The following is a 17,385-nucleotide window of genomic DNA, read 5'->3' as shown; positions in this document are numbered from 1 at the left end:
ACAAGATCATTTCTTCACAAGCCGTTTCCGAGGTCCGTCCCTCATTTTAAGGGGCTAAGCGTCCCTGCTCACGCAGGTACGATTTCCCTATATAAGAACCGGTCCTTCCCGCTTCTCACATCCGGTGCCGTTCTCTCTTCCCCGAGCTCATATTTGAGAGGGGTACTAAAATTCGGCCCGTCAAACACAAACGTGTGAAACTCCCCATTCTCCCCGCATACATCGCAAGTTTCGGGATAGTCTGCTAGAAACGCTTCATCATACACTCTGCCTGCGCAGGATCGTTCCAACTGCTCAAGATCAATACATGTAAGGACGGCTTTGAACCCAAGCTCGATGAACTCTCGTCCAATCTCCACGACGGGTCGGCCCCATAATGGGAAAATCGGCGTGATGCCTGTCCCTTCCAGCATCTCTTCCCGATATGCCCGCACATCCGCAAGATGGATATCCCCGAACACCATATGGGTGATTCCGTCATCGAGCATACCGGAGACTGCCTTCTCCATCCGTTCCTGATACACTTCATTCGGGCAGTCCTGAGGAATCCAGACCTCCCGGAGCGGAATGCCGAGGGACTCGGACTGTCTCTTCAACATCTCATACCGGACACCGTGGATCGAGATCCGGTCGAAGCCTTCCGTCAAGGTCACAAGAAGTGAATCCACCTCGTAATCGGGATGTTTCTGAATTTCATATAATGCCAGGGTGGAATCCTTCCCACCACTGTATGCGATGACTGTTTTCATCTGAAACCTCCATGTCTTTTTATGAGTATTCTCACTATTCATTATTCCAAATCCCTATCTATAACTCAAACAAAAAAAGTGCCCCTTTAGTCGCGATTAGCGAACCCCTGAGGGACGGACCTCAAATCCACATTCAAACAAATTCTTATACGTCCATTTGGAGGTCCGTCCCTCTCAAAGCACCTCTCACGTAATCTCCCTTAACCCCCGTCTCGATGTAACTCCTGACCAGTTTCCATTGTCCGTTCACCTCTTTGAAGGTGTCGAAGAACATGTTTCCGGTTTCCATTGGTGTACTGTCCATAACAATGGTGGCATAGAGGATGGCCATGATTTCATCGTCTTTCATGGGAATGACTGCGACTTCGTGGATTTCCCATTTTCCGTGATTGTTTTTCACATACTCAAATCCCTGTTTCCAGCCTTCTATCGATTCATCATATCCGAATTCCGCTATGTCTCCATTCCTGACTTCCCTAGTTTGGTAGTCAGTAGAGATGAAGCTTTCCAACTCTATATGTGATGAATTCTCCCAAGCTTGTAAAAATGCATCAAGAACTGTTCTAACCCTTTGATTATCCATGATAACCTCGTACACTTCATCATTACCAATTTTTTCAAATATTTCTCTTAAACTCAATCCCCATAAAAAAAGAAGCCCGACCCCATTTTAGTCGACCTCCCCGTGGTCATAGCAGATTTTCATTCACACAAGCTCCTTATTCCCCTTCACCATCAACAAAAGCATCCCTCCATGAATCACTGACACCAACGCGAGAGTTACAAATGGCCCCACCCCATCCCACGCATCCACCCGATACGGTTTATCAGAAATTGAAATCAACATGATTCCAGCAAGGAGCAGGAAGAAGCCCTGATAAACAGCCACAGGATATAGTTTGCTCTTATAAAAGGTTCCTTGACGGATCAACCCTCTGACAAAGAATCCATTCCACACCACTGATACTGAGACGCTCATCAGGATGGGCCCAAAGGAAAGCGTAGCGCTGAGGATGTCAGTGAACCAGAATACATAAATGCACATCAACATTACCCTGACCATGGAAAATGACCACTTCTTCATTCGATTCCTCCTCGTTTCAACATAGTGTAATTTTACACCAAAAGGGAATATTTTACAACATTTTATTAAAGTTGCTCTTTAATAGGCCATCCATTGTTTAATGTTCTCTCATAAGGGAAACACACTACTACAACCATTAAAGGAGGAATTCATTATCGCACACGATCCAAAACAAGCAGCCGCTCAAATGAATGAAGACAAAAAGGAAGACATTATGCAGCATTACGATTCTTTCAAAAATTACTTGGGAGATCAGGTCCATAGGGGAGAAAAGCTGGGTCTTAGTGAGGAAGCTCTATCGAAGGGCGCTAAGCGCGTGGCGGATTATTTAGCAGAGCATGAAGAGCCGCGTAATCGGGAACAGAAAGTGCTTAATGAGATGTGGAATGTCGCCAATAAGGAAGAGCGTGAGAATATGGCTCATGTGTTAGTGAAACTGGCGGATCAAACCAATTGATAAACATAGTCCCGAGCCCCCTCGTGAATGATCGTTGGGGGCTTTTTTCTATGGTCAAACTAGTAGTGGCCTGACTATTCTTGTAAGGTCATGCCTATTTGTCTCAACGCATCTTTAACGGTAGCCACTGTTGGAATCGAAGATAAATCGATCCCCATCTTCGTCGCTTCCATCGCTAAACCAGGTCTGATACCCGTTATGATGGAGCGTACACCGAGAAGAGATAAAACGTCTGTGATCTTGAAGAGATAATCGATGACCATACGATCTAACGTATAGACACCAGAGAAATCAATAATTAATCGATTGATTCCTTGATCCTTCACTTTTCCTGGAATTAACTCCAATAGAGTCATCGCCTTCTCTTGATTTATGTTCCCTCTCAGGGGAAGAACGGCCGCATCGTCCACCAGCGGTACAAGGGTGGCTGATAATTCATTTATTTCATCATTCATGTTACGCTGATTCTCTTCGGTTTCCTTCTGCCTGGTGATGTCCCAGACGTACGTCTGTATAGCCATGCTGTCTCCCACTTTCACTGGATGACAATATAACTTGACATCTACTGCGGTTCCATCCATCCGGAAAACTTTTTCTTCAATAACATCAGCAGGTTTTCTATAAGCAGACTGAATTCTCTGCCGGATGGCAGCCTTTGAGCTTTCCTGAAAAATATCGAGGGGACTTGCACCAATCATGATTTCTTTGCTGCTCCGGAAGAACTCTTCCGCTGCATGGTTGATGTACAATACTTTATAGTCCGTGTGAATAATGAGTGGATCTCTTGAATACTCCATCACTTCCCGATAATCTACTTCTGCAATCGAACTATTCACACTATCACTCCTTTTCTCCTACGATACAGGTTGAGTAAATAGATAGCAAGGATGTTGCAGACAAAAGGAAAGAACCTGCCGGGACATGTCCTCTTCAATGGGCAGAGATACGCGACTGTCAGCATTTCCCCACGGCATCGGGATCTTGATAAACCGTTGCACCATTACCACAAATCTTGCTTACCTCCCCGTCTCCCCTCATTCTCCCTTCCTAAATACATACTCTACTATTCCTCTGATCATATAGGATAAAAGAAAATAAATGATAAAGGACCACCACACCCTCCAGTGATAGATGGTATAAATGTCGAGCCATCGAAAGACCGGCTCCGCAACAAACGAAGCTCCTGCCGAGAGAGCGACCGTGGCAAAGAAGAACTCCTTCCCTTTTGGATAGTATTGATACAGTAGCATGTATACGACCGGGATCAGGGCATAATCGAATAAGTATGCTTTCGGAACAAGCGGGATTAATTGTACAGGGTATCCCCACAAACCCAGCTCGTACCCGTATCCGTCCAAGTTGGCCGCGACGATGATCCATACCAGCCCGAGAAATAATAGTTTGGGTTTATTCTCCTGGTCCCTTGTTAAGCGGATAAATACCACCCAGGTCAAAAGAAAGAGAGAGAGAATAAACCACCAGCGTAGAGACAGAAAACAATAATCCAGCCAATAATGAATGTTTTCCCGTGTCACTTCCAGAGCTTTTTCTCGTATGTGATCATAATGTCCTTTCATACCCTGTCTCCTTTTCAAAAAATGCCTTCAGCGATAATCAAGAAGGCATAGAACGAAGGCTTATGTTTTGATTATAGCGTCTGCCAATTAAGAGTTTTTATTCTTTGTCACGCTTACCTGTTATTTTTCTAAATCTTCCGTTTAATCACCTTGTAATTGAGGTAGGGTATGTATGGATAGCCTTACTGACCGGGATGAATCCAACGGACTGATCCTGACAAGTGATGAGAGGAGAATTTATATGAAGCGACTATGTTGCAGGATTTTGATCTTGCTGACCGCTCTTTTCCTGACCGGATGCAGCTCCTTAAAGGTCCTTGATCCTAAAGGGACCGTCGCCAAGCTCCAATTGAACTTATTCCATATTTCCATGGCGATCATGCTTTTGGTCTTTTTAGTGGTGTTTTCCATGTTCGTATACTTCACGTGGAAATATAGAGAAACCCCCGAACGCCGTCATGTCATTCCATCGTATGTGAAAGGGAATAAAAAGCTGGAGGTGTCCTGGACCGTCATCCCGATTCTATTATTGGTGGTTCTCGCTGTCCCGACGGTAAAAGGAACCTTCTCTCTCGCCCAATCGGATGAAAACAGTCAGAATCCCCTGGAAATTGAAGTGACGGGACACCAATATTGGTGGGAGGTCCACTATCCCGATCAGGGCATTACCCTCACCAACGAAGCCTACATACCCGTAGATCAACCCGTCGTCTTCCATTTAACATCAGCTGATGTCATCCATTCCTTTTGGATGCCAAGACTCGGAGGAAAAAAGGATCTCATTCCAGGCAAAAAGAACACGTTAACCCTGAATGCTACCAACAGAGGGGACTATAAGGGGCAATGTGCCGAGCTTTGCGGAGCTTCCCATTCCTATATGAGATTTCAGGTTCACGCACTCGGAGATCAGGAGTTCAATCAGTGGATTAAGAAAGAAACAACGAAAGAGGCACCAGGTCAATTGACTCCAACAGCTGAAAAAGGAAAGAAACTATTTATTTCCAAATGCCTCACCTGTCACGCCATTTCACCGGCAGAAAGAAGCAAGGGCCCGAATCTATCGGGGTTTTCTGATAAGGAGCGAATCGGAAACGTCCTCATGAACACAGATGAAAATAGGAAGAAATGGATCAGGGATCCTTCGTCTATTAAACCCGATGTCAACATGCCTCCGTTTCCTGATTTGACAGAAGAAGACCTTAACGCATTAAGCAAGTACCTTTCACAATTAGAAAAATAAAACCAGTTCTATAGGAGGTGGAGAATATGGATATTAAGTACACCCTTTTCGGCCGGGAATTCGTATTCCCCTCTGATATCGTTGCGGCAGATATCTCGATTTTCATCATGGCAACGGCTGCCTTGTTCTTGTTGACACGTTACAAAAAGTGGAAGTGGGCATGGAAGTGGGCGACCTCCACTCACCATTATAAAGTCGGCATCCTATATCTTGCGGCTGGAGGAGCTTTCTTCCTGCGCGGTGGGCTTGATGCCCTGATTATCCGGCTTCAACTCGCATTACCCGAAAACCAGTTCTGGGTCTTTCAAGGTGAAAAGTATAACCAGATGATGACCACACATGGGACGACCATGATATTCTTCGTGGCTATGCCATTATTAATCGGGCTAATGAATGTCGCCGTTCCCCTTCAGATCGGGGCCAGGGACTTGGCCTTTCCCTATCTTAATTTGTTAAGCTTTTGGCTCTTTTTCGCGGGAGGGGCATTGGTCAATATCAGCTTCGTGCTTGGCGGGTCTCCTTCAGCAGGGTGGACTGGCTTTGCCCCCTTGAGCCTTGATGTGTACACCCCGGGTCCCGGTCTCGATTATTATGCCATCGGAATCCAAATCGCCGGCGCAGGGACGATCCTATCCGCCATAAACTTCCTGGTGACGATTATACGTAAACGGGCTCCGGGACTCACATTCATGAAAATGCCTTTATTTACCTGGTCTTCTTTAGTCACTTCTATCCTGATACTGTTTGCCTTCCCTGCCCTGACCATCGCCCTCTTGCTTTTGACGATGGACAGGGTGTACGGCACAGCTTTTCTTTCGGGAACAGAGGGTAACCCCATCATATGGCAGCATTTATTCTGGATCTTCGGCCATCCGGAAGTATATATTTTAATCCTGCCGGCGTTTGGTATCTTTTCCGATGTGATCACGACCTTTTCCAGACGGAATCTTTTTGCCTATCCTGCCATGGTCTTTGCCCTCTTGCTGATCGGTTTTCTCGGATTCATGGTTTGGATCCATCATATGTTCACCGTGGGACTCGGACCGATTTCAAACGCCATTTTCGCCCTTTCCACCATGTCCATTGCAGTGCCGACGGGGATCAAAGTGTTTAACTGGCTCTTCACCATCAGGGGAGGGGTCATTCGATTTAAGACCGCCATGTTATTTTCACTGGCTTTCATCCCTACCTTTCTCATCGGCGGAGCCACGGGTGTCATGCTTTCCTCTGCACCTGCTGATTATCAGTATCACGACAGTTACTTTGTAGTTGGGCACTTCCACTACGTGATTGTCGGTGGGACGATCCTGGGGATATTCGCAGGAGTATACTACTGGTGGCCGAAGATGTTCGGGTTTTTACTCAATGAAACGTTGGGAAAATGGCATTTCTGGTTATTCACCATCGGGTTTCACATCACCTTCTTCCCTATGCACCTTATGGGATTGAACGGGATGCCCCGACGCGTGTTTACGTATTTAAAGAGCGACGGATTAGGGACATTGAACCTCATCAGTACAATCGGTGCCTTCCTCATGGCTCTGGCCGTGATGGTCTTTCTTTGGAATATTTTCTTTAGTTACCGGAACGGAAAGAGGGATCTCACCGGGGATCCTTGGGACGGAAGAACCCTTGAATGGTCCATCCCATCACCACCGCCTTTGGGTAATTTCATCCAGCGTCCCCTCGTCAACACGATTGATCAGCTATGGCATGACAAACAGGAAGGGAATGGAACCATTCGAACCGCAGGGGAAGAAGATATCATTGTCGTATCGAATCGCACAGCTCAGCCAATGATCCTGGCAGGAGCCCTGTTCGTCTCTTCCTTTGGGTTCATCTTTCGTTTCCCGCCCCTTCAATGGTTCGGGTTTGCCAGCGTCATCGGATTGCTGATCCTGCGTTCCTTCACATCGGGACGCACTTGGACAGCTTATTCACCCGATGAATTGCGGGCAGAAAGGAGGAACGAGTCGCAATGAATCCATACACTATCCAAGTCGAACAAGAGCAGGACAAGAAACTGGCCATGTGGTTCTTTATTGCAGCGGAGGTTGTGATCTTCGCGTCCTTATTCGGTGTATACCTGACGCTTAAATCCCATTTATCCGAAGGCCCTTCCAGTGAACAGATGCTTGAGTTAAAAAGCGTTCTGGTTTCCACGGTCCTTCTTCTATCCAGCAGTTTTACGATTTATGCTTCTTTACATGCAAGTGAAAATGGAAAAGAGGGGCCGCCGTTCCTTCTCTTATTTCTGACCCTTCTACTTGGATGCGCCTTTTTACTGATGGAATCAAGGGAGTTTATCCATTATTACGAAAAAGGATATGAACTAACTACCAGTCCTTTTCTCTCTTCCTTTTATCTATTGGTCGGAACCCATGGCCTTCATGTTTTGGCAGGGGTTATCTGGATGACCATCTTACTCATACACTTTCGTGTAAAAGGGATTTGCCAGGAAACCTCCTCGAGACTATCGGTTTTCTCCCTTTATTGGCATTTCGTGGATCTCGTGTGGGTATTGATCTTCACTCTGGTCTACCTGTACGGAAAGGTGGGATAAATGTGAATAAAACGATGTTTATCTTTCTCTATCTAGTCGTGGTGGGGTCCGCCATAGGAGGATATTTACTCGTGGAATACACCAAAGGAACATATGAGCAATCTACGGTTCTGACCTTACTCATTTTCCTTGCCTTCTTATCTGTGAGCCTGCAGTTGGGGTTATTGATGAAGACCCGGCCACCACTGACAAAATGGAAATGGCTCTCTTTATCAAGTGGCCTCTTAGTAGGTGGGCTTACCTTTCTTTACTTATTTCTTCTTCAATGATGATAGAGGGGAGCGAATATGCTCCCCTTTTTTTGTCCACCACTTCCACTCTAATCTGTTACAATAAACACGACTTTCCTCCCTTACCCCTTTCTTTCATTTACGCTAAAATTATCCAAAATAAGACAAATCCCTTCCCTTTTTCTGAAAGGAGATGCAGAGAATGTCAGAAAATAATGAGCTGTACACCATTTTAAGGACTATTCAAACCTTTTCCGAATGTGACATCACCCATTCGTTTTCTGAACATGACACCGACCTCTTAAGGGTTTCTTATTCGAAAGAATCTAATTCTTTTGTGATCACACAGAATGACTCAGTAGAAACCTATCACGCCCTGTCGTCCGCTCTTGCAAGGATAGAAGCATTGTTACACGATTTAAAAAGCCCCACTGTTAAAGGCGGGCAGATGATTTATCTCACCAAAAAAGACCCGTCATCCGTTTGACAGGTCTTTTCTCGTTTCCGTATGCGAATCGGATCTTTGAATTTAGTTGTTAGAGTTATTCGAGCTGTCAGAGCCGCCTGAATTACTGGATTGCCCGCCTTTTGCCCCGATTTCCTGATAGTATTTCTTGTTATGGTTTTCTGAAGTGGCTTCTCCACCTTTTTCACCGATCTCCTGGTAGAATTCCTTGTCGTGGTTCTTGGCGGTTTGTTCCCCGCCTTTACGTCCGGCTTCTTCGTAACTCATTTTGTTTCCATTGTTGTTATTATTGCTGTTGTTGTTATTGCTGCTATTGTTACTGTTCGACATAAATAAAATCCTCCTTAAGTTTAGTAAAATGGTGTTGTACGTTTGTACATTGGTTATATACCTCGAGAAAAGAAGAATAAACAGATTTGGGTGTTTTTAACATTTTTGTAATGTAATTTGGATTTTGTGAGGGGTGATGTCTTCTAATAGAAGGAATTTGCCGCTGGGTGTATGATGAGGATACAAAGATTTGTACGAAGGAGACTTGCAATATGAACTACATCAAGCGGGGAACGCCCGCTTTCAAGAATGCGAACCTTGCCCTCTTTGCCGGGGGCTTCAGCACATTTGCCATCCTGTGGGGGACGCAGCCCCTGCTACCGGAAATCGCCCGGGAATTCGATGTTTCGCCTGCCACTTCAAGTCTCATCCAATCCTCCACCACCATCGCCCTTGCCATCAGCCTGTTGATTGCGGGATCACTGTCCGACGTGTATGGGCGGAAATCCGTGATGACCTTTTCGCTGCTGGCTTCTTCCATACTAGCGATCTGTACGGGGTTTGCTATGGGATTTCATATGCTGATCGCCGGCAGGATCCTTCAGGGGATTACCCTTGCCGGGCTCCCCGCCGTCGCCATGGCGTATTTGGGTGAAGAAATCGAAGGAAAAAGCCTCGGGATGGCCATGGGGCTATACATCAGCGGAAACTCCATCGGTGGAATGTCAGGACGGATCATCAGCGGCGTACTCACTGATTATTTCAGCTGGCATATCGCTTTAATGGGGATCGGGGTCATCAGCTTATGTTCGAGCATCATCTTTATGGTCCTCCTTCCCCGGTCTGCCCATTTTGAACCGCAGGCCTTCAAGCTGACTTCCCTGACCCGCTCGTTGTTCAGTCAATTCAAAGTGCCGGGACTACTCAGCCTCTTCACCATCGGATTCCTGTTGATGGGCGGATTCGTTTCTCTCTACAACTACATCGGATTCGAGCTCATCGCACCACCCTACTCACTCAGCCAGAGCGTCGTCGGCTTCATCTTCATCGTCTATATCGTCGGCACGTTCAGCTCGACGTGGATGGGGATGCTCGCTGATCAATATGGAAAAAAGAAAATCCTGCCCCTGTCACTGGTCATCATGCTGACAGGCGTCATGACGACCCTGCATCCGAATCTGTGGGTAAAAATCATCGGAATCGCCATCTTCACATTCGGATTCTTCGCCGGTCACTCAATTGCCAGCAGCTGGGTCGGACGCCTCGCCGTCCACGACAAAGCCCAGGCATCCGCCCTCTACTTGTCCGCCTATTACGCCGGCTCAAGTGTGGGCGGTACCGGGAGCGGAAGCTTCTATCATCAGTGGAACTGGCCGGGTGTGGTGTGGATGATCGTCATCCTTTCTGTTATATCGATCGGGATATCAATGGGGTTGGGAAAGAGGGAGAATGTGCCATCCACATAAAAAAGAGGACGCTTCGTGAAGTCCTCTTCCACTCGTCCTCAAACTAGCCATTAAGAGATAATCGGTTTTCACGATTCGAACTTGGAAAAAGATCATCCGACAGCGCTTCTTCATCCGTCTATCTCCTTAGGCTGCTCTTCATCTCCCAGTTTGTGATGTCGGAATTCCAACAGAATCAGCACGACTCCTGTTCCCCCTGCAATTACCGTCAACACCAATGGTAAGGTCCCAACCTCCATCAACGCGGTTCCGAATACACCGTACCGAGAGTCCCATCCAAGTCCGCCATCTCCCATCAGCGAGCCGGAATAAACCGTAGCCGCTATAAGTGTCGACCCATAAAGAATCGCACTGACCATCAAACAGGTTAACCCAATCCACAATCGTTTCATCACACACACCCTATCTTCCAAAGAACCTCGGCAGTTGAACTCCTAGATCGAATAACGCCATCGTCACAAGGAGGATGAGCCCAAGGATGACGCAAAGGATGAGAATCCATGTCCAGGTTTGGTTGGAAGATCCCTCTCTCTTATACTTTCTGTACATTTCTTGAACTCGCTTTTGTTTTTCATTTGTGGGTTCGGTCAAATCCTTTACCTCCCCCCTGATTTTATACAATTTTTCCATACTTTCAAACTATTAGCCAGTGCCCAGTTGTAATCCTGTTTTACAGCTAGAGAAAAATAATGATCCATTAACCCCTTCTTTTGACAGAGAGCCGGAATATTTCTCATTTCCTTCTCCATTCATACTGTATATCCGGCAGATTCTCCTCATTTTTGTGACCTCTTCCGATCACTACAAATCCGTTCTTTTCATAAAACCTCCGGGCATTCTCATTCACTTCAAAGGTGTACAGGGTCAAGCACCCGCTTGACTTCGCCTTTGCTTTATCCAATAACATCTGCCCGATCCCGAGTCCTTGATAATCAACGTGAATGTAAAGCTGACTGATTTCCGTTTCATTATAGGCGGCCATTCCGGCTACTTTTCCATTTATAAGTGCCAGATCAACTTCGTACTGCCGAGGCAGAAGTAGAGGTGATTTTCCACACTGTGTTTTTCCTTCTGCCCAATGGCCCGCTCCTTACTTTCCCGCCACATGGCCACGGTTTCATCCGCATAATCGGGGTCAAAGGGAATGATGTCTGTTTTCATCCATGTACCTCCTCAAGAATCTTTCGTGTAGTGAAAGGCAAGACTTGATAAAATGAACGACAATCCAAGTAAAACAGGCGTGACAATAAACAGCATCGCCATATCGCTTTTAAAATTCCACGGCACGAAAGCCTCCCATACAAAAGCCGTCCCCTTCCATAACACGATGAAAATGAACAGCGTGAAAACAAGGTAAATGAGCCTCTCCACCAATCGTTTCATCACGGTCCACCCCAACCATTATTTTTTCTCTTTCAAAATCGTAAAAATCAAAAAGGAAATCAAGATTAAAAAAACGATCCCGACGCCACTTAGAATATCGTAGATGTCATTCACAAGATAGATCATGAATATCCAATCCCCCACGCCTTTTTTCTAATTATTTCAAATAATGGATTCTTTCTCAATCCTTTTTTAGAAGCAGGAAAAGAGCTTACCCGCCATAGGTAAGCTCACTCGATTATCCTTCCGGAATGATATGCAGCTTCTCCAACACCTCTACCGTCAAATTCTTAGCTTCCGTCCCGCTTCCGTCCAGATTGACGGCGAATACCCATTCTCCTTTATCGGTTTCCACATACCCCGTATACCAGCCAAGTCCGAAATCCGACAACCGGGTCCCCGTTTTGCCGTGTATCGTATAGTCGTCCTGCTCGTCATTGATCATGATCCGCTTCACGGTTCTCATCTGCTGTTTGTCATAAGGAAGACTTTCTTCTACCAGATCTTCGAAAAAGTCCGCCTGCTCCCGGGCCGATATTCTCAGACTGCTGTCGAGCCAGAAGGAGTCGATGCCACCGGAGATATCGTTGTTCCCATAATCCATCTTTTCAAGGTTTTCCTGCATTCTCTCTTCCCCGATATCACGGGCCATGGACTGATAGTACCAGATGACGGAGTATCTCATGCCGGAAGCGAGGGTGTGATCCCGATTCCAGTCCGGGAACTCCCTCACTGTTCCGTCCCACCGCTTCACCTCATATTCACCCCTGACGACTCCCGTCGACAATCCAATTAAGGCGTGGGGGACTTTATACGTTGACTCCGGAGTATATCTCCGCACGCTTCTCTCCTTGTTGTAAATGAATTCCTTGTCTGTCTTCAGGTTGCGGATGACGATGGTCGCGTCTTTTCCATTCAGCATGTCCGTAATTTCCGATTGAACATTGGTCTTGGCGTCGGCATACGTTCCTCCCATGGCGATCAGGACCATACTCATGACCAGTGCGGCGATTCGCTTCATTGCATTCCACTCCTTATGGTTTAATAGAATGACAGGCCTATCGTTCCTGATTTTTAGTATACTGACAGAAACGATCGTGCCCAACGCCGTTTTTCATAGACTGTACCCCTACAGATGGGAGGAAACAGAAGTGCCCCATGCCAAATTTGAAGAGATCATCCATTATATAGAGGAGCTTGCCGAGTCCGGTCACCTCAAGCCCGGGACCCGCCTGCCGTCGATCAGGTCCCTTGCAGGCGAGTTCTCCTGCAGCTTGAATACCGTCATCAAAGCCTACAAAGAACTAGAGTTCAGCCATAGGATATATGCCGTGAGTAAAAGCGGCTACTATTTGGTGGAAGATTATCCTTATAAAAAACAGACCGGTTCAGATGTACCCGTCTTTGACTTCCTATCCGCCGGTCCCGACAAACATGCCATGCCCTATCTCGACTACAAGCACTGCATGAACCAGGCAATCGACCGGTACAAAGAAGACATGTTCACTTATTCCGATCTGCTCGGTCTGTCCTCCCTTCGGAAAGAACTGGCCAGGCATCTTCAGGATCTTCAGGTGTTTACCGACCCTTCGCGCATTGCCGTCACGACGGGTTCCCAGCAGGCCCTCCATCTCTTGATCCGCCTCCCGTTCCCGAACGGAAAGAGGACCATCCTGACCGAACAGCCTGCCCATCCCAGTTTCATAGAATCAGTGAGGGACCAGCCCTGTCTCGGGATTGAGATCGGGAGGGACGGACCTGACCTGGAGAGGATCGAGACCATTTTTCAAAACGAAGAGATTAAATTCTTCTATCTTGTCTCGAGATTTCACAACCCCACCGGTCACAGTTACACGAATGAAGGAAGAAGGAAAATCGTCGAACTTGCTGAACGGTATGATGTGTATATTGTAGAGGACGATTATATGGGGGATCTCGATCCCGATTTGAAGCAGGATCCCATGTTTGCGTATCAGCCGAATGGGAGGGTCATTTATACGAAGAGTTTCTCTAAAACGCTTTTGCCGGGCTTACGTCTCGGGCTCGCCGTCCTTCCCCATGAGTTGATCGAAGGATTCACCCGTGCCAAGTTTGCCGCTGACGTCCATACACCGGTCATCACCCAGGGTGCCCTGGAAATCTATTTGAAAAACGGAATGTTCGCTGCCCACATTGAAAAGATCCGGAACTTGTACCGGAAAAAGGGAGAGATGCTTCGCAGGTCCTATCGCGCATTTTTGCCCGAGGAAACGTTCTATACATGCCCTGCCTCGGGATTCTACTCCACGGTCAGGCTGCCTTCCTCATTGAAAGCGATTGACCTCATCCAACGGTTAAAAGAGAAAAACGTCCTGATACAAAGCACCGAATCCATGTATCTGAAGGAGTTCATGAGATATGATGAGCTCCGTCTCAGTGTGTCCCACGTAGAGGATTGCATGATTAGAGAAGGCGTTGCACTCATGGCAGAAACCATTCAGGAAATGATGATTGAGCGGAAAAAAGGCGTGATGTGGAGGTAAAAGGTCTAGAATGACTGGTGCTTGTCCGGTTGTCCACGGAACTTGTGCCACTTTCGCAAAAACTTGTGCCACGTCCTTAAAAATGGCCAAAAAAAGCCGGAAGACCCATCTTCCGGCTTCACCACTCTCCATTACTTTATAATCGTCGACCCCTGCAGCAGTTCCGGCTTCGCGCCAAGGATCAATAAGAATAATTTCGAGTCGCTGATTTGTCTGTGTTTTTTCATGATGTCTTTCAGCTGAATGATATTCGGGTGGGTCTTCAGCTTCAGTACCTCTTCCTGGTAGAGTGAGAGGATCGAATCCCGGACAAACTGCGGTTCGTAGTCCGGCAGCTCTTTGTCCCGTAGCAGTGATCCCATATAACCGTACTTCAACTGCAGCTGTCGCGTCAGGCTCGTGACGTGTACGAGTTGTTCATTCAGTTCCGGGTATTCCTGCTTCAGTGCTTCCACGTCTTTTTTCGCTTCGTTTAGTTCGTTCATTCCTGCTACCATTGTGGTCATGATGCTTCCCCTCCCATGTTCCAAGGTTTTTCGAGACCGATGATGTCATTCAGAATTTTGCTTTGCTTACGGCGGACCCGTCTTCTTTCCGCCCTTTCTTTCCCTGATTCGAACAGGAATCTCTCTTCTTCTGTTTCCGGTACGATTTCCGCCACCTTGACCGGCTTCTTATTTTCATCAAGCGCGACGAACGTTAGAAATGCGGTCGCCGCCATCCGTCTTTCCCCTGTGATCATGTCTTCAGCGATGACCTTGCAGAAGATTTCCATGGATTTATTCCCGACATAGGAGACGAACGATTCGACACATACTGAATCGGACTGTTGGATCGGGTACAGAAAGTCGATGGAATCGGTTGAAGCCGTCACACATTCCTTCACCCGAGCATGGCGTCTTGCAGATAGCGTTGCGTTGTTATCAAGCTTCTTCATCAACACCCCGCCGAACAGGGTATTGTAGTTATTTAAATCATTGATCATGACCTGGTCCGTGCTGACGACCAGACTCTCTTTCGGATGCTTCTTGTTTGGCATGAAGAACAAGTCCCTTCTGTTTTGTTACTGGTATTTCAAACGTTTGATACCCAAAGTGTACGCCCGTCTTCACGATAAGTGAAATGAATGTTCCTCATCATCATCATAGACACCGTCTATGCAACGGCTTACAAACGGATGGTATCAATCTCCAGTTCTCCTAAATCGGGGCAAAAAAAAGAGCATTCCTCAGTCGGAAATGCCCCCCATTAATCGTTCCTGGGTAAAGGTGAGCCACTCTTTTGTGGCATACGATAAGTATTGATTTTTACGCCAGATGATGGCGAGGTCCCACTCGATGACAGGCTTCACGACCCGAATCGCAATCAGATCCTCCTTCAACTGCTCATACACGCTGAATGGCAGGATCGAAATCCCAAGTTCCGCTTCGATCATCTTCCCGATGAAGTCCCACTGAGAGCTTTCAGACACCACTTTCGGAAGAAACCCCGCTTCCTTACACGCCTCACGTATTCGATCATTCAGGGCAAAATCTTTATTGAAAAGAATGAGCTGTTCATCTTCGAGCTCCATTAATTTTACTTGCTTCCTGCCCGCTAACCAGTGCGTCCTTGGCACCACGATCCGCAGTTCTTCTCTCATAAATGAAAAATGATGAAAATCCTCCTCAGCGGCTGGCAGCACCCCCACCCCGACATCCAATTGATCAGCAAGGATATCCTCTTCAATCCGCTTCGTCCCGTTCTCAATCAGCTGGAACGTGATGCCCGGATACAACGAATGAAATTCCCCGAGAACCTTGATGAACTGACCCGCATCCATGATCGGCGGCAGGCCGATGCGAATATGCCCTCGCTGCAGACCGATCAGGTCATCAAGCTCATGCTGGACGTTCTCAAACGCCTTATCAATCGTCTGAGCCTGCGTCAAAATCGCCCGCCCCGCGTCCGTCAGCACGAGCTGTTTCCGGGAACGATCGAATAGTTCGACCCCGAGCTCATCCTCTAAGTTCCGGATCATCTTACTGATCGTCGGCTGCGTCACAAACAGGTGATCCGCCGCACGGGTGAAACTCTTGAATCTCGTTACTTCTATAAAATATTTCAAGTGCCTGATATCCACTTGTTCACCTTCTTTTACAATGTTCATTCCTTTATAATCATATCAAACTCATTTCAAATGTTAAGGGCGGTGAATGGATTAATGACTAAACCGAAGGATCAAACGTGAATTCGAATGAAAAAGTGATATATTTCACTCCTTCTTCTCCTGGTGACATTTTTCCCCATTCCGGTATACCTACGCGTCTTTTCAGTAGTGCTTTCCCTGCCATTTCTTTATATTTCCTTTATCCTATTCTATCTATCAGTTCTCCGCATTCGGGGGAAACTATCAGTCGAAGATTCATGATTTGATTGTGTCGAAGGTAGAAACTAGTGGAAAGATCCTGGATATTGGAACAGGAAGCGGTTCACTGATCATAAAGCTCGCAAAGGCGTTTCCAGACTCCTCGTTGAACGGCATCGATTATTGGGGAGAGAACTGGGGATATTCGAAAGCTCATTGTGAGGAAAATGCTGAAATCGAAGGGGTTTCAGATCTGATTCATTTTCTGAAAGCAATTGCATTGAAGCTCCCTTTCCAGGACCGGGAATTCGATGTCGTTGTCAGCTGCCTGACGTTTCATGAAGTGAAGGAGTCCCGTAGTAAAACGGAGGTCATCAAAGAGGCTCTAAGAGTGTCAAAGCCTGGCGGTACGTTTGTCTTCATGGATCTTTTTCTGGATGAGAATGTGTTTGGGAAACGTGCGGAATTGATAGCTGAACTGACTGACACGGTTGAACTAAATCAGGAAAAATCATCAGATGCTTTGGACTTACCCCAACTTTTGCTGAATAAAAAAGTACTCTGGAATGCAATGGTTCTCTATGGAAAAAAGAAGAAAATAAAATAGAAACCGCCTTAGTAGTTTTGGCTAGTTTCTTTATTAGGATCCATGTGATGCGGTCATCGAAATCTGTTAAGCATAAAGTAAATAAGCGGAGGTTTTCCGGTTATATTCAGGACGGAACTTGTTTAGGGGGGAAATAAGCGGAGATATTCCGCCTAAGCTCAGGAAAATCTCCTATTTTCGTATTTTTCAAGTTGATAGGCGGAATCTTTCCTTCTATTTTAGCCTTTCCTAAGCATGATGGCGGATTAAGCGGAATTTCTCCGTCTATTTTTCAACGCTGCTGTTCTCCCAACTGATAAGCACAACCCTCTTGAGACTGAATGGAGTAATCAGCTGCTATTAACAATCAATAATATGAGGCATCACAAAAGAAATGTGGAGATTGCGTATGCCTGCCACTGCTTTTTCATTCGGTGCAGTGACT

The 17,385-nt window shown here is 46.5% G+C and carries 20 protein-coding genes and 3 pseudogenes; 9 read left to right on the top strand and 14 right to left on the bottom strand.

Features of this window, described 5'->3' with window-relative positions; genetic code table 11:
* Nucleotides 1-68 precede the first annotated feature (68 nt).
* The 3 genes from JI667_RS14305 to JI667_RS14295 all read right to left on the bottom strand — a co-directional run bounded on the left by JI667_RS14305 (nt 69) and on the right by JI667_RS14295 (nt 1,833).
* Nucleotides 69-749: an adenine nucleotide alpha hydrolase gene (locus tag JI667_RS14305; RefSeq protein WP_206855891.1), complete on the bottom strand. Its 681-nt coding sequence runs from the start codon at nt 747-749 to the stop codon at nt 69-71.
* Nucleotides 750-894: 145 nt separating this feature from the next.
* A complete protein-coding gene (locus tag JI667_RS14300; protein ID WP_206855873.1) occupies nt 895-1,332 on the bottom strand; it encodes a flavoprotein in 438 nt (145 codons plus the stop codon).
* A 123-nt stretch (nt 1,333-1,455) separates the two neighbouring features.
* Nucleotides 1,456-1,833, bottom strand: a complete 378-nt coding sequence (locus tag JI667_RS14295; RefSeq protein ID WP_206855870.1) for a hypothetical protein — start codon at nt 1,831-1,833, stop codon at nt 1,456-1,458.
* Between the two features lie 187 nt (nt 1,834-2,020).
* Between JI667_RS14295 and JI667_RS14290 the strand changes: the two genes are divergently transcribed.
* The gene (locus JI667_RS14290; protein ID WP_206855855.1) at nt 2,021-2,290 is read left to right on the top strand and encodes a DUF3243 domain-containing protein; all 270 of its coding nucleotides are present in this window, start codon (nt 2,021-2,023) and stop codon (nt 2,288-2,290) included.
* A 74-nt stretch (nt 2,291-2,364) separates the two neighbouring features.
* Here JI667_RS14290 and JI667_RS23175 read toward each other — a convergent pair whose 3' ends face one another.
* Both JI667_RS23175 and JI667_RS14280 read right to left on the bottom strand, forming a co-directional pair.
* Entirely contained in the window at nt 2,365-3,126 is a 762-nt protein-coding gene (locus tag JI667_RS23175) for a PAS domain S-box protein (RefSeq protein ID WP_206855852.1), read from the bottom strand.
* 198 nt (nt 3,127-3,324) lie between these two features.
* Complete coding sequence (locus JI667_RS14280; protein ID WP_206855850.1) at nt 3,325-3,867, bottom strand: CBO0543 family protein; 543 nt, start codon at nt 3,865-3,867, stop codon at nt 3,325-3,327.
* A gap of 172 nt (nt 3,868-4,039) precedes the next feature.
* On the opposite strand from JI667_RS14280, the gene coxB reads away from it, so the two are divergent.
* The 5 genes from coxB to JI667_RS14255 all read left to right on the top strand — a co-directional run bounded on the left by coxB (nt 4,040) and on the right by JI667_RS14255 (nt 8,387).
* On the top strand, nt 4,040-5,107 hold the full coding sequence (coxB, locus tag JI667_RS14275) for a cytochrome c oxidase subunit II (RefSeq protein WP_206855848.1): 1,068 nt from the start codon (nt 4,040-4,042) through the stop codon (nt 5,105-5,107).
* Between the two features lie 107 nt (nt 5,108-5,214).
* Nucleotides 5,215-7,089 carry a cytochrome c oxidase subunit I gene (locus JI667_RS14270; protein WP_206856632.1) on the top strand — a complete coding sequence of 625 codons (1,875 nt, stop codon included), beginning with the start codon at nt 5,215-5,217 and terminating at the stop codon, nt 7,087-7,089.
* Nucleotides 7,086-7,670 carry a cytochrome c oxidase subunit 3 gene (locus JI667_RS14265; protein WP_206855844.1) on the top strand — a complete coding sequence of 195 codons (585 nt, stop codon included), beginning with the start codon at nt 7,086-7,088 and terminating at the stop codon, nt 7,668-7,670. Before JI667_RS14270 ends, JI667_RS14265 begins: the two co-directional genes overlap by 4 nt.
* 2 nt (nt 7,671-7,672) lie before the next feature.
* Nucleotides 7,673-7,939, top strand: coding sequence for a hypothetical protein (locus JI667_RS14260; RefSeq protein ID WP_206855832.1), 267 nt, complete (start codon nt 7,673-7,675; stop codon nt 7,937-7,939).
* A gap of 163 nt (nt 7,940-8,102) precedes the next feature.
* The gene (locus JI667_RS14255) at nt 8,103-8,387 is read left to right on the top strand and encodes a hypothetical protein (RefSeq protein ID WP_206855829.1); all 285 of its coding nucleotides are present in this window, start codon (nt 8,103-8,105) and stop codon (nt 8,385-8,387) included.
* A gap of 81 nt (nt 8,388-8,468) precedes the next feature.
* On the opposite strand, the pseudogene JI667_RS14250 reads toward JI667_RS14255, so the two are convergent.
* Nucleotides 8,469-8,696 (bottom strand): annotated as a pseudogene (locus tag JI667_RS14250) (KGG domain-containing protein); the annotation flags it as partial.
* A 212-nt stretch (nt 8,697-8,908) separates the two neighbouring features.
* On the opposite strand from JI667_RS14250, the gene JI667_RS14245 reads away from it, so the two are divergent.
* The gene (locus tag JI667_RS14245; RefSeq protein ID WP_206855822.1) at nt 8,909-10,102 is read left to right on the top strand and encodes an MFS transporter; all 1,194 of its coding nucleotides are present in this window, start codon (nt 8,909-8,911) and stop codon (nt 10,100-10,102) included.
* Nucleotides 10,103-10,212: 110 nt separating this feature from the next.
* On the opposite strand, the gene JI667_RS14240 is transcribed toward JI667_RS14245, so the two are convergent.
* From JI667_RS14240 to blaOXA, 5 genes and pseudogenes are all read right to left on the bottom strand, one after another.
* Nucleotides 10,213-10,494: a phosphatase gene (locus tag JI667_RS14240; RefSeq protein ID WP_206855819.1), complete on the bottom strand. Its 282-nt coding sequence runs from the start codon at nt 10,492-10,494 to the stop codon at nt 10,213-10,215.
* Between the two features lie 10 nt (nt 10,495-10,504).
* Nucleotides 10,505-10,693 (bottom strand): hypothetical protein, encoded by a 189-nt coding sequence (locus tag JI667_RS14235; RefSeq protein ID WP_206855817.1) that lies wholly within the window; start codon nt 10,691-10,693, stop codon nt 10,505-10,507.
* Between the two features lie 142 nt (nt 10,694-10,835).
* Nucleotides 10,836-11,263: pseudogene (locus JI667_RS14230) on the bottom strand (GNAT family N-acetyltransferase).
* Nucleotides 11,264-11,275: 12 nt separating this feature from the next.
* Entirely contained in the window at nt 11,276-11,485 is a 210-nt protein-coding gene (locus JI667_RS14225) for a hypothetical protein (protein ID WP_206855813.1), read from the bottom strand.
* 238 nt (nt 11,486-11,723) lie between these two features.
* A complete protein-coding gene (gene blaOXA, locus JI667_RS14220; RefSeq protein WP_206855811.1) occupies nt 11,724-12,506 on the bottom strand; it encodes a class D beta-lactamase in 783 nt (260 codons plus the stop codon).
* Between the two features lie 130 nt (nt 12,507-12,636).
* Here blaOXA and JI667_RS14215 point away from each other — a divergent pair, with 130 nt between their 5' ends.
* Nucleotides 12,637-14,007, top strand: coding sequence for a PLP-dependent aminotransferase family protein (locus tag JI667_RS14215; RefSeq protein ID WP_368077913.1), 1,371 nt, complete (start codon nt 12,637-12,639; stop codon nt 14,005-14,007).
* Between the two features lie 131 nt (nt 14,008-14,138).
* On the opposite strand, the gene JI667_RS14210 is transcribed toward JI667_RS14215, so the two are convergent.
* From JI667_RS14210 to cidR, 3 genes are all read right to left on the bottom strand, one after another.
* A complete protein-coding gene (locus JI667_RS14210; RefSeq protein ID WP_206855808.1) occupies nt 14,139-14,513 on the bottom strand; it encodes a hypothetical protein in 375 nt (124 codons plus the stop codon).
* On the bottom strand, nt 14,510-15,046 hold the full coding sequence (locus JI667_RS14205) for an acyl-CoA thioesterase (RefSeq protein ID WP_206855803.1): 537 nt from the start codon (nt 15,044-15,046) through the stop codon (nt 14,510-14,512). The genes JI667_RS14210 and JI667_RS14205 overlap by 4 nt, the downstream gene beginning before the upstream one ends.
* Before the next feature lie 189 nt (nt 15,047-15,235).
* On the bottom strand, nt 15,236-16,129 hold the full coding sequence (gene cidR, locus JI667_RS14200; protein WP_206856627.1) for a cidABC operon transcriptional activator CidR: 894 nt from the start codon (nt 16,127-16,129) through the stop codon (nt 15,236-15,238).
* A 129-nt stretch (nt 16,130-16,258) separates the two neighbouring features.
* Here cidR and JI667_RS14195 point away from each other — a divergent pair.
* A pseudogene (locus tag JI667_RS14195) lies at nt 16,259-16,961 on the top strand (class I SAM-dependent methyltransferase).
* Nucleotides 16,962-17,385: the final 424 nt, after the last annotated feature.

It is taken from the genome of Bacillus sp. NTK074B (assembly GCF_017303375.1).
Lineage (GTDB): Bacteria > Bacillota > Bacilli > Bacillales > Bacillaceae_B > Rossellomorea.
Note: the sequence above shows the minus strand (reverse complement) of the source record. Positions and strands in the feature narration are given on the sequence as shown.